Annotated in this window: 12 protein-coding genes; 8 read left to right on the top strand and 4 right to left on the bottom strand. The window is 43.4% G+C overall.

Annotated elements, in window-relative coordinates; translation table 11 throughout:
• Positions 1-77: 77 nt before the first annotated feature.
• The 4 genes from DZ860_RS11490 to DZ860_RS11475 form a co-directional block, all read right to left on the bottom strand.
• The gene (locus DZ860_RS11490; RefSeq protein WP_120031383.1) at positions 78-614 is read right to left on the bottom strand and encodes a DUF924 family protein; all 537 of its coding nucleotides are present in this window, start codon (positions 612-614) and stop codon (positions 78-80) included.
• A gap of 70 nt (positions 615-684) precedes the next feature.
• Complete coding sequence (gene catB, locus DZ860_RS11485; RefSeq protein ID WP_120031381.1) at positions 685-1,317, bottom strand: type B chloramphenicol O-acetyltransferase; 633 nt, start codon at positions 1,315-1,317, stop codon at positions 685-687.
• 184 nt (positions 1,318-1,501) lie between these two features.
• Positions 1,502-2,050, bottom strand: coding sequence for an MSHA operon transcriptional regulator (locus tag DZ860_RS11480; RefSeq protein ID WP_120031379.1), 549 nt, complete (start codon positions 2,048-2,050; stop codon positions 1,502-1,504).
• Between the two features lie 314 nt (positions 2,051-2,364).
• A complete protein-coding gene (locus DZ860_RS11475) occupies positions 2,365-2,520 on the bottom strand; it encodes a DUF3012 domain-containing protein (protein WP_120031377.1) in 156 nt (51 codons plus the stop codon).
• 359 nt (positions 2,521-2,879) lie between these two features.
• On the opposite strand from DZ860_RS11475, the gene rbsD reads away from it, so the two are divergent.
• The 8 genes from rbsD to DZ860_RS11435 all read left to right on the top strand — a co-directional run bounded on the left by rbsD (position 2,880) and on the right by DZ860_RS11435 (position 12,640).
• Positions 2,880-3,299 (top strand): D-ribose pyranase, encoded by a 420-nt coding sequence (gene rbsD / locus DZ860_RS11470; RefSeq protein WP_120031375.1) that lies wholly within the window; start codon positions 2,880-2,882, stop codon positions 3,297-3,299.
• A gap of 102 nt (positions 3,300-3,401) precedes the next feature.
• Complete coding sequence (gene rbsA, locus DZ860_RS11465) at positions 3,402-4,907, top strand: ribose ABC transporter ATP-binding protein RbsA (protein ID WP_120031373.1); 1,506 nt, start codon at positions 3,402-3,404, stop codon at positions 4,905-4,907.
• Positions 4,904-5,884: a ribose ABC transporter permease gene (rbsC, locus tag DZ860_RS11460; protein WP_120031371.1), complete on the top strand. Its 981-nt coding sequence runs from the start codon at positions 4,904-4,906 to the stop codon at positions 5,882-5,884. The genes rbsA and rbsC overlap by 4 nt, the downstream gene beginning before the upstream one ends.
• A 240-nt stretch (positions 5,885-6,124) precedes the next feature.
• Entirely contained in the window at positions 6,125-7,003 is an 879-nt protein-coding gene (rbsB, locus tag DZ860_RS11455) for a ribose ABC transporter substrate-binding protein RbsB (protein ID WP_120031369.1), read from the top strand.
• A 131-nt stretch (positions 7,004-7,134) separates the two neighbouring features.
• Entirely contained in the window at positions 7,135-8,055 is a 921-nt protein-coding gene (gene rbsK / locus DZ860_RS11450) for a ribokinase (RefSeq protein ID WP_120031368.1), read from the top strand.
• A gap of 12 nt (positions 8,056-8,067) precedes the next feature.
• A complete protein-coding gene (locus DZ860_RS11445; RefSeq protein ID WP_120031367.1) occupies positions 8,068-9,075 on the top strand; it encodes a substrate-binding domain-containing protein in 1,008 nt (335 codons plus the stop codon).
• 215 nt (positions 9,076-9,290) lie between these two features.
• The gene (locus DZ860_RS11440; RefSeq protein WP_120031365.1) at positions 9,291-10,295 is read left to right on the top strand and encodes a TAXI family TRAP transporter solute-binding subunit; all 1,005 of its coding nucleotides are present in this window, start codon (positions 9,291-9,293) and stop codon (positions 10,293-10,295) included.
• Between the two features lie 203 nt (positions 10,296-10,498).
• Positions 10,499-12,640 (top strand): TRAP transporter permease, encoded by a 2,142-nt coding sequence (locus tag DZ860_RS11435; protein WP_120031363.1) that lies wholly within the window; start codon positions 10,499-10,501, stop codon positions 12,638-12,640.
• The last annotated feature ends 42 nt before the right edge of the window (positions 12,641-12,682 follow it).

The following is a 12,682-nucleotide window of genomic DNA, read 5'->3' as shown; positions in this document are numbered from 1 at the left end:
CAGGGGGAATCGCAAGCCATATTGAGTTTGAACCGATGACCTACACTGTTTATAGAGTCAGTTCTTTACGATAGCGTTCAAAAACTGGAGTTTGGCGTATCAAGAAAGGCCAACTCATCCGGTGTACTGATTCGACCTAGTATCGCATTTCGATGTGGATAGCGTCCAAATTGCTCGATGATCACTTTGTGTTTTAATTCAAAATCATAGTTATTTTCAAGACCGGGTTGATCAAAAAGGACCACGGCTTGTTGATGAATCTTGATGGATTCACTGTGCATAAACGGCATGTAAAGAAATGAACGTTCGATTAAAGAGAGGGATTTATCAGCCCCAACTTCGATTGCTTGCTGTGCGAGTGCCAACGCGAGTGGATCTTGAGAAAATGCTTGTGGTGTATCACGGTAAATATTGCGAGAAAACTGATCAAGTAAGATGATTTCAGCCAAGCGACCTTGTGGGGTTTTACGCCATGAATCAAGTTCACATTGGGCGGCTTGCTCAACTAGGTCAGCAAAGCGTTCCTTGATCAGTGCATCGGTCTTGTCACTGCTAACAAACCAATCTTTAGCTTCTAGTTCATGAAACCAGAAATCGAGAATACGTTTTGACATTGTAGTTTCCTCATAGATAGCGAACTAACTGAATGAAAACTATAACCTATCTGAACGTATCCTCAAGGCTTCATTTGGATTGTTGTTTGATCCAAAAAGTGTGGAGAGCACTAATATCACCAGAACACAGCAGTGGCATAGCTTGTTTTACTTGCTCATCTTGCCAATTCCACCATTTCATTTCTAACAGCATTTCAATTTCGCTTACAGAAAAACGAAAGCGCAGATGCTTAGCAGGATTGGATCCAACAATCGAGTAGGGTGCGACATCTTTTGTCACGACGGCCCGGCTTGCGATTACAGCGCCATCACCAATAGTGATACCCGGCATGATCATCGCTTCACTACCGATCCATACATCATTGCCAATGATGGTATCGCCTTTTGTTTCAAACCCATCTACAGCGCCTTCAAACTGCGGTTGGTCTTGGTAGAAGAAAGGAAAAGTAGTGACCCAATCAGTGCGGTGGCCTTGGTTGCCCGCCATCATAAATACAGCGCCTGAACCGATGGAGCAGTATCTACCGATGATTAGCTTATCGACATCAGAGCGATCAGGGATGAGATAGCGAGCGCAGTCGTCAAAACTGTGACCATGGTAATAGCCAGAATAATAGCTATGTTCGCCCACAATAATATTAGGATTGGTGGTTTGCTCTTTTAGTGACTTCCCAGAAAATGGGCTATCAAAATAGTTAGTCATGGTTATTGTTCCATGTTGAGTTGACGAGATAGTAATTCCTACCAATATGAGGCGTAATCATTATTTCGCTGCGTTGTTTTCCTTGAAGCTTAGGCACTTATTTCCCCAATCGTCTAGTTTATCTAGGCGCTTGGGGATTCAGCTCGCCTTTAAGAATACGCACCGTAGTGGGGTTTAATAACGGTTAAAAACAGGCGTGTTTTACGAAATAAGGATTATCGAATTTCTTTTCTGGGCCTAATTCAGACAGCACCAGCTTATTCCATAAATTACGATCAAATTCCCCTTTTGGAATGGAAGGGTAAATAGTTTCTAGTTCTTCAATGGCAAAGCGTAAAAACGCTTTTTTCTTAATTTGATTGTACTTTTTAGCAACGCGATTGTGTTTTTGAATCCATTCTAGTTTAAAGGCGATCAGAGCAGGCTCTGCTTGCTCTAAAGGTACTCTAGAGAGGTAGACTCGTTTATATGACACTTTACGATCTTTCATCGTACGCATCGCGGTCTGAATATATTTCCCGTGATGAGTGATGGAAATATCGTCTTTTTCAAAAAGCGTCACGGCCCAACCAGCAGGAAAGATGGTTGGTTTTTTAAATTGTTGATTACGCACTTCCAGTGCATGGTGGAGAACAATATCAGAAGTGCCATTGAACGTTTGTTGCCATTTGCCAATTCGAATTTGAAAGGCCGTTGGTAAACGATAAATATTAGTAAACTTATCTTTGTCCATATACGAATACACACTACTTACTAATTAAGGCCTACCTACCGGCTTGTGGCAGGAAAGGTCAGAAATGTCCCAAAATAGACGGCAGCTCATCACTTCTGATGAGAATGGTGCATATTTTAGTCAAAACTTAAACAGACCGCTAGTGGAAAATGAGCCTGCTAACATTTACTTACTACGGCTTAGTATAACGTTGGTTATTCGATTAACTCAAGTTGATATCGCAGTTTCGAGAAGAATCTTAATAGATTAATCGAAAACATGGGCTGCTAACATTTTGAGCAGTGCGTTTCTATTAGCTAATAGGTAAAAAACGCTTAGAAAATGCAGTGCTTAGCATAATCTTTCGCTTCATTAGCCGTCCAATCACCTTTTGCTTTGGTATCCATATCACTACACCATTCATCACTTCCAACCTCGGTACAGGCTGCGATTTGTAAAGCCATTACTAAAATAAACGCGATCTTTTTCATTTTTTCACCTTTGTCTTTCTTGGATATTGTTTTTCTGTGCCAGTTATTAATTACGTTAATTATATCCACGATTCATAAATTTATTGTGAATATCTAGTGTGATATGCAACGCATCTTTATGCCATTTAAGTAAACCTCTGAAAGTTAGGTGCAGTGATTGTGTGAGCTATAACCGAAATTATTGGAGGTGTTGCACAAAATTGCCGATCAATGTCACACCTTGGTGTTTGTGATGGTGCAAAGAAAAAAATCAGCCTTATTATTTCATCGAAACGTATCGATGAGTGTTTTACGAACAGTTTAATCGCTAATAGAACAGCACTCATAGAGATCGAAACAGTGAGTAAAAAGGTTAAATAATGAAAAAAAGTACCCTACTAAATTCTGACATCTCTTATCTGGTAGCGACGTTAGGACATACTGATGAAATTACTGTTTGCGATGCCGGTTTACCTATCCCAAGTCATGTACAACGCATCGATCTTGCCCTCACTCATGGCGTCCCTAGTTTTATTGATACGGTACGCGTAATTTTGTCTGAGTCTCAAATTGAAGCGGTTTTGGTCGCAGAGGAATTCGAGCGAACTAGCCCTGAAGTTTATGGTGAGTTGCTTGATTTATTGGTTCAAGAACAACTGACAACAGGCAAGGTTATTGAAGTGGGGCATGTGACACACGAAGAATTTAAAGCTCGCACGAACAATAGCAAAGCAGTGGTTCGTACCGGAGAGTGTACGCCATATGCCAACGTGATCTTCCAAACAGGTGTGGTCTTTTAAGCTTTGATTTTTAAGTTCAGCGCTCTAATTAAGTGCGGACTTTTGAAATACGGAATTTTTGGTGCGGCTAAGGCTGCCAGTTTGTCGAATTGAGGACAGAACATGACTCAAGCCATCTTACAACTTAACGACATTGAGAAAGCGTTTCCGGGTGTAAAAGCTCTCGATAAAGCAAGTCTGAATGTCTACCCTGGGCGAGTGATGGCGCTGATGGGAGAAAACGGAGCCGGTAAGTCGACGTTAATGAAAGTATTAACCGGTATTCACCCTTTAGATGGTGGGACAATTCACTATCAAGGTCAACCAGCCGCTTTTAAAGGACCACGTGATTCACAACAAGCCGGGATCAGTATCATCCACCAAGAGCTGAACCTTATTCCTGAGCTAACGATTGCTGAGAATATCTTTTTAGGCCGTGAATTTACAGGCTCTCTCGGCCGTATTCAATGGGCTAAAATGTATGACGAAGCCGATAAGCTATTAGCTCGCTTAAACGTAAAACACAGTTCCAAAACCCTCCTTGGGGATTTAAGTCTTGGCGAACAACAAATGGTTGAAATTGCCAAAGCGCTGTCGTTTGAGTCGAAAGTCATCATTATGGACGAACCTACTGATGCACTGACAGATACTGAAACTGAGTCTCTGTTTAAAGTGATCAACGAACTGCGCGATCAAGGTTGTGGAATCGTTTATATCTCTCACCGACTTAAAGAAATCTTTGAAATTTGCGATGACATCACAGTACTACGAGATGGCAAATTTATCGGTGAATGTCGAGTGTCTGATACCAATGAAGATGGCCTAATCGAGATGATGGTCGGTCGTAAATTGGAAGAGCAGTATCCACGTATTGAGGTTAAACACGGAGAAACTTGCCTTGAAGTTATCGGTTTAACCGGCTCTGGTGTTCATGACGTGAGCTTCAAATTAAAGCGTGGTGAAATCCTTGGGGTATCTGGCCTTATGGGGGCAGGTCGTACCGAATTAATGAAAGTGATTTACGGCGCATTACCGAGTGAGCGTGGTGTGATTAACCTTGAAAATAAAACCATTAATCCAGTCAGCCCACAAGATGGCTTGATCAATGGTATCGCTTATATCTCTGAAGACCGTAAAGGTGATGGGCTAGTTCTTGGCTTGTCAGTGAAAGAAAATATGTCGCTTTGCTCTCTTGATAAATTAACCAAAGGTGGACGAATTCAGCACGCTGATGAAGTGATGGCCGTTGAGGACTTTATCAAGTTATTCAATATTAAAACGCCAACTCGTGATCAAATCATTGGCAACCTTTCTGGAGGAAACCAACAGAAAGTTGCTATCGCCAAAGGATTGATGACAAAACCAAAAGTGCTGATCTTAGATGAACCCACTCGCGGTGTAGATGTCGGCGCAAAAAAAGAAATTTACCAACTCATCAATAAATTCAAAGCGGATGGAATGAGCATCATTTTGGTGTCATCAGAAATGCCAGAAGTGCTTGGGATGAGTGACCGCATCATTGTGATGCATGAAGGCCGTATTAGCGGTGAATTCGATGCCAAAGAGGCGGACCAAGAAAAATTACTCGCCTGTGCGGTAGGTAAAATGATCAGTGAGGAAGCAGCATGAGTACCAAAGCCATGAGTAAACCAACCCAAACGGGTAATAAGCTTTTTAGTAAAGAATGGTTAATCGAGCAAAAGTCGCTTATTGCTTTGCTGTTCTTAATTGTTGTGGTGTCGTTTTTAAACCCTAACTTTTTTACTGTCGATAATATTTTAAACATACTTCGTCAAACGTCAGTTAACGCCATTATAGCGGTGGGTATGACGCTCGTTATCCTTACCGCAGGTATTGATTTGAGTGTCGGTTCAGTACTGGCTTTATGTGGTGCGTTTGCCGCGACATTAATTGGTCTTGAAGTGCCAGTGATGATCGCGTTGCCAACCGCATTAGTTGCGGGTGCCGCATTGGGCGCAATTAGCGGCATTATTATCGCTAAGGGTAAGGTCCAAGCCTTTATCGCGACTCTTGTGACCATGACGCTTCTGCGTGGTGTGACCATGGTTTATACCGATGGTCGACCAATCTCAACTGGCTTTACTGATACTGCTGATGCGTTTGCATGGTTTGGTACAGGCTACACCCTAGGTATTCCAGTTCCAGTATGGCTGATGGTGTTCGTTTTTGCGGGTGCTTGGTATTTGCTTAACCATACGCGTTTTGGTCGTTACGTTTACGCAGTTGGCGGTAATGAATCAGCAGCACGCCTATCAGGTATCAATGTGGACCGCGTTAAAATTGGTGTCTACTCAATCTGTGGTTTACTGGCAGCGTTGGCGGGCATCATCATTACTTCTCGTCTGTCGTCAGCGCAACCAACCGCTGGTATGGGCTATGAGCTAGATGCAATTGCTGCTGTTGTGTTGGGTGGTACCAGCCTAATGGGTGGTAAAGGTCGAATCATGGGTACGCTGATTGGTGCTCTGATCATTGGCTTCTTAAACAATGCTCTGAACCTATTGGATGTGTCGTCTTACTACCAAATGATTGCAAAAGCCGTCGTTATCCTACTGGCAGTATTAGTGGATAACAAAAACAAGTAACCCCGATACCCGTTGTGCTTGCTTCCTAAGTAAATAGCTACCTAAGCGTCTGCAATAAAGTGAGTAAGGTTGTTTAAGCATAACGGGTCATTAACCTGATGAGTCAAGTTAGGAAGACATAAACAATAACGATCCAATTTAAAATAGCTAAATAGCTAAATAGCTAAACAAATAGATAACTACATAAAAACCGACGCGGGATGATATGTCCCGTGACACCCTACACAAAGGACGATAACGATGAAAAAACTGGCCACTTTAATTTCTGCTGCACTACTTTCTACGACGGTTTCTGTGTCTGCTCAAGCTCAAGATACAATGGCAATCGTACTATCGACTCTTAACAATCCGTTTTTCGTTACGATGAAAGATGGTGCGGAAGCGAAAGCGGAGGAGCTCGGTTATGACCTAATCGTTCTTGATTCGCAAAACGATCCTAGTAAAGAGCTTTCCAATGTTGAAGACCTAACAGTTCGCGGCGTAAAAGCTATTTTGATTAACCCAACAGACTCTGATGCGGTTTCTAATGCGATTCGTATGGCGAACCGCTCAAACATTCCTGTACTTACTTTGGACCGTGGCGCGAGTCGTGGTGACGTAGTGAGCCATATCGCTTCAGACAACGTTGCTGGTGGTGAAATGGCCGGTGAATACATTATCAGCAAAGTCGGTGAGACTGCGAAAGTTATCCAACTTGAGGGTATCGCTGGTACATCAGCTGCGCGTGAACGTGGTGAGGGGTTCATGAAAGCGGTCGATGGCAGTGAGATGAATCTACTTGCGAGTCAACCAGCGGATTTTGACCGTACTAAAGGTTTGAACGTTATGGAAAACCTACTTGCTGCTAACCCAGATGTTCAAGCAGTATTCGCACAAAATGATGAAATGGCACTTGGTGCGCTTCGTGCTGTACAAGCTTCAGGCAAAGAAGTGTTAATCGTTGGTTTTGATGGTACTGATGATGGTATTGCAGCGGTAAACCGTGGCATTCTTGGCGCGACCATCGCACAGCAACCTGACCTTATCGGTGCTCTGGGTGTTGAAACAGCGGTAAAAGTTCTAAAAGGCGAACAAGTTGAAGCGAACATCCCAGTTCCGCTAAAAGTTATTGCTCAATAATTTTTCTGATTGGTATAAAGCCCTCCCTGCTCGGGGAGGGTTTGAAGAAACAGTTAGCTTTGCATTTTTACGAGAGTGGAAATCTATCTGTTCCTGAATTGTATAGGTTCACTAGAACCGAGGATAAGCGTATGAATAAGTTAATCGTATTGGGTAGCGTGAACGCTGACCATGTGCTCCAAGTGCCATCATTTCCTCGTCCCGGTGAGACGCTCCATGGCCGTCGTTATCAAGTTATTCCCGGTGGTAAAGGCGCAAACCAAGCCGTCGCAGCAGCACGTTTAAAAGCAGATATAGGCTTTATTGCCGCCGTGGGTGACGACTCTTTTGGTATTAATATTCGTGAAAACTTCATCATGGATGGCATGAATATCAAAGGGGTGAAAATGCAGCCCAACTGCCCAACAGGCATTGCGATGATTCAAGTGTGCGATAGTGGCGAAAACAGCATCTGTATTTCAGGAGAGGCAAATGATCTTCTTTCTGCACAGATGATTGAAAGTGAGTTAGAAGATATTCGCCAAGCTCAGTATTTGCTTATGCAGTTAGAAACCCCATTAGATGGTATTGAAAAAGCAGCTCAAGTAGCCAAAGAAAGTGACACCGTTGTTGTGTTAAACCCCGCACCAGCGCGAGCTTTGTCTGATGAATTGCTTAGTAATGTTGACATCATTACCCCAAATGAAACCGAAGCTGAAGTGTTAACGGGTGTTGCCGTCATTGATGATGAATCTGCGCAACAAGCCGCCAATATTCTTCATCAAAAAGGCATCGAAACCGTCATGATTACCTTGGGCGCGAAAGGTGTTTGGTTGAGCCAAAAGGGTGTGGGTAAAATCATTGCAGGATTTAGAGTTACTGCGACAGATACCACGGCAGCAGGAGACACCTTTAACGGTGCATTCGTCACTGGTTTGTTAGAAGAAATGCCATTAGAATCAGCGATTAAATTTGCCCATGCCGCTGCTGCTATTTCAGTCACGCGTTTTGGTGCACAAACATCGATTCCAACCCGTGAAGAGGTTGAAACGTTTTTGGCCGAGCAGTTTTAGGAGAATTAATGCATGGCGACAATGAAAGACATTGCTCGATTAGCGGGTGTTTCCACTTCGACAGTCAGCCATGTGATTAATAGCTCACGCTATGTTAGCGAAGAGATCTCTGAGCGAGTGAATAAGGCGGCTAAAGAGCTGAATTACACACCATCAGCTTTAGCGCGTAGTTTTAAAATGAATCGCACCAAAACTTTTGGCATGTTAATGACTACCTCAACCAACCCTTTTTTTGGTGAGGTGGTAAAAGGTGTCGAACGCAGTTGTTATCAGCAAGGGTATAACCTTATTGTTTGTAATACCGAGGGCGACCAAGTTCGAATGAAAGCATCCATCAATACCTTGCTTCAAAAGCGTGTTGATGGGTTGATTTTAATGTGTTCTTCACTGGTTGGAGAGCGGTTTGATATTTTTGAACAATACCCTGATATCCCGATTGTTGTGATGGATTGGGGCCCAATGCACTTTACCAGTGATAAGATTCAAGATAACTCACTGCGTGGTGGCTATTTAGCAGCTAAGTACTTGGTTGAAAGTGGCCATCAATCCATTGGTTGTATTACCGGTCCTCTCAATTTATACCAAGCTCAGATGCGTTATGAGGGGTATAAGCGTGCATTAAATGAAGCTAATCTCTCTTTTAATGGTGATTGGATCGTAGAGTCAGACTTTAACTGTGAGGGTGGCTATCAGGCATTCAATACCATTTATAGTAAAGGGACACTGCCCAGTGCGATTTTTGTGTGTAACGACATGATGGCGATGGGGGTAATTAATGCAGCCAATGAAAAAGGTATCCGTATTCCCGAAGATGTTTCATTAATTGGCTATGATGATATTCACATTGCTAAGTTTATGTCCCCAGGGTTAACCACTATTCATCAGCCTAAATATCGTTTAGGCCAATCAGCAGTCGAAATGCTATTGAAGCGTTTAGAAGACCCAAGTCGAGATGCGCATGTGGTTCAGTTAGAGCCGACGCTTGTTGAGCGCAGTAGTGTCAAAAAGATCAGCCAATAGGCTGATTTTTTTTATTACGTTAATTCAAAAAATCCCCGTGACTGAACAAAATTGATACTTTTATTTTTTGTTGCGATTTTGTTATTAAGAAGTGCGATGTAGATCGTTTCATAAATCGTTGAATTTCCCTACCTTAAGATCCGTAATCGATTGTTTTGATGAATACGCAGCATGCCTGAATGGTATTGTTTGATTAAGAACAGGGAGAGTATCGAATGAAAATGAATAAGCTAGTGAAAACCATCGCTATCGCCGTTGCATCATTTGGCATCGCGAGCAATGCAGTTGCACAAGATCGCAGTTACATATTGGCAACGGCTTCAACAGGTGGAACCTATTATCCCGTCGGCGTCGCGCTAGCAACGTTGAGTAAAGTGAAGCTGACACCCCAATATAAATTTTCGTTGTCAGCGATCAGTTCAGCGGGCTCGGGCGAGAACGTAAAACTGCTCAATGAAAACGAAGCTCAGTTTGCGATTCTACAAGGTTTATATGGCGCATGGGCTTGGGAGGGTGAGGGCCCTTATAAAGAAAGACAAGAGCAGCTGCGTTCTGTTTCTATGTTATGGCAAAACGTTGAGCACTTTATTGTCCGTTCAGAATTAGCAGAAACAGGCATGGTTTCGGATCTGAATAACCTAGAGGGAAAAAAATTCTCTATTGGTAAGAAAAACTCAGGTACTGAAAATTCAGGTCGTCAGATCATGAAAGGACTCTCGATTGATCCAGAAAGCTTTAACCTTGCGCATATGGGTTATGGCGGTAGTGCGAGTGCACTGCAAAATGGAACGATTGATGGCATGAACACGCCAGCAGGTGTTCCTGTCGGAGCGGTAACACAAGCATTTGCAGCATTAGGCGATGAGATAAAGATCTTGTCGTTCAACGATGAGCAAATTAAGCAGGCGAATGGCAGCTACAATTTGTGGACCAAATTTGAAATCCCAGCCAATACCTACCCGGGTGTCACTGAAGTCGTTACCACGATTGCTCAGCCTAACTTTCTTGCCGTACGTGATGATGTTTCCGATGAAGATGTTTATCAGCTAACTAAAACCATCTATGAAAACCTGCCGTTCCTACAAGGTATCCATAAAGCGACCAAAGCGATGGCGATTGAAAAAGCGATTGCCGGTTTGCCGGTACCACTTCATCCAGGAGCCGCTCGTTACTACAAAGAAGTGGGTGTTGAGATCCCTGATACATTGATCACTCAATAACCACCTAGCTCTCTAAACTTTTGCTGGTGTACAGATAAACCTGAATTTAAACCGTTCCAATTTATGAAGCGGACTTCAGCAGACCTTACTCTAGAGATGAACGCCTGAGATGGACTCAAGATATGAATTCAGAGGGTTCACTTCAAAAGCAAAAGGCTAGGGAGCCTTTTTTATCGCTTTATATCAGTTGAATGGAGTCGGTTATGAGCGATTCTCTAAAGCAAGAACTACAAAAGTTCGAGTTACCTACTCGGGCTGATTTTCCTTGGGTGGTAAGTGCCATTACGTTTATTGGCGTTGGACTGTCACTGATCCACATTTGGTTTAACACATTTGCGACTTGGCCTGAATTATGGGTTTCTGCGGTTCACTTTGCAGGCTTTGCTGTTATTTGCGCCTTGTGGTACCCCGCGCACGGTTCATTGAAAAAAAGTAAAGTGGCGCTAGCTGTCGACATATTGATTGCCCTTGGCGCACTCGCATGTCTTGCCTATATCCCTTTTGCTGAAGATGCTCTGTATGAAAGAGGGGTGAAGTTTGTTACCACCGATTGGATATTTGCGATCTTAGCCATTGCGATAGTCATTGAGCTTATTCGTCGAACCATGGGGTGGTTTATCCCTGTTTTGATTGTGATCTGCTTAAGTTACGTTGTGCTGTGGGGAAAATGGGCGACAGGTATCTTTCATTTTCCGGGTTTGAGTATGGAGACGTTGCTCTATCGCAGTTTCTATTCTTCAGAGGGGATGTTTGGCCCCATTTCACGGATTAGCTGGAGCTTTGTCTTCATGTTTATTCTGTTCGGGGCTTTTTTGGTTCGTTCAGGTGTTGGTGACTACATCATTGATGTGGCGCGTGCTGCAGCAGGCAAAGTGATTGGAGGGCCGGGTTTTATCGCGGTAATCGGATCTGGCCTTATGGGGTCAGTTTCTGGCTCCAGTGTGGCCAATACGGTTTCTACTGGAGTGATCAGTATTCCGTTGATGCAAAAGGCTGGGTTCCCATCACGATTTGCCGCCGGTGTTGAAGCCGCCGCATCGACTGGTGGGCAGTTAATGCCACCGGTCATGGGGGCCGGGGCATTTATTATGGCCTCTTATACTCAAATTCCTTACGTTGATATTATTGCCGTGTCATTTGTTCCAGCTTTGATCTACTTCCTTTCTGTTGGATTTTTTGTACGTATTGAAGCGAAACGCAGTGGCGTGCAAAAAATTACCACGAGTGAGGACTCACTGCTGAAAGTCGTCCTGTCAGGTTGGCATAACTTGATACCTTTAGCCGTTCTTGTTTACCTGTTGGTCGATGGATTTACCCCAACTTACGCTGCAGGGTTAGCGATTATTTCAGTTGTGGTCGCAAGCTGGTTCTCCCGCTCTCATAGAATGGGTGTAACGGCGATTATTGAAGCATTAGCTCAAGGGGCGAGAAACATGGCAACGACCGCTGTGTTACTCGTGGGGATCGGTTTGGTGGTTAATGTCATCAGTACCACAGGGATTGGCAATACGTTTTCTCTAATGATCGATGGTTGGGCTGGTGGCAACCTTTTACTTATGTTGCTGTTGATTGCCTTAGCATCACTGGTACTTGGTATGGGGCTTCCGGTTACAGCGGCTTATATCGTTCTTGGTACTTTGTCGGCTCCTGCATTGTATAAGTTATTAGCAGAAAGCCAGCTGTTGAATCTATTGGTTTCAGGACAACTACCGGAGCAAGCGAAAGCGATCTTTATGCTAGCCGCACCAGAAAAGCTTGTTTTACTGAGTGCGCCAATGGCATTAGAAACGGCAAAAGAGTTAGTTGCTGTTGTACCACCTGATTTCATGGAAATGTTGTTGGAACAAAGTTTGGGTATGGAAGCCGTAGGACTGGCACTTTTGTCTGCACATTTGATTATCTTTTGGTTATCTCAGGACAGTAATGTGACGCCTCCGGTTTGCTTAACCGCTTTTGCGGCAGCTACGATAGCTAAAACACCCCCCATGCGAACAGGTATGATGGCATGGAAAATTGCCAAAGGCTTGTACCTAGTGCCTTTGCTTATTGCCTATACCGGATTAGTCAGTTGGGATATCAGTCATGTGATGATAGTTGGGATATTTGCGGTAATAGGAACCTATGCTTTGGTCGCAGCAATAGAGGGTTTTTTAGAGGGACCGATTAACTGGTTATTGCGTCTGGTGTTACTTGGTGTCGGAGTTGTATTGATTTGGCCTGAGATCAATGTGATGTTCAAGCTATTGAGTGGAGCTATCTTTATTACCATCTTTATTTATAGCAATCGAGGGTATCAAGATTATCGGATGAAGCTCACTTCCAGTGAGAGTCCCGGTGTAACTTAAGTTATTGTATAAAAACGAGACATAAAAAAATCCCCACCAAAT

Source organism: Vibrio sinensis, from assembly GCF_003605645.1.
In the GTDB taxonomy this organism is placed as follows: domain Bacteria; phylum Pseudomonadota; class Gammaproteobacteria; order Enterobacterales; family Vibrionaceae; genus Vibrio; species Vibrio sinensis.
The sequence above is the reverse complement of the archived record's forward strand: the minus strand, read 5'-3'. Positions and strand labels throughout refer to the sequence as shown.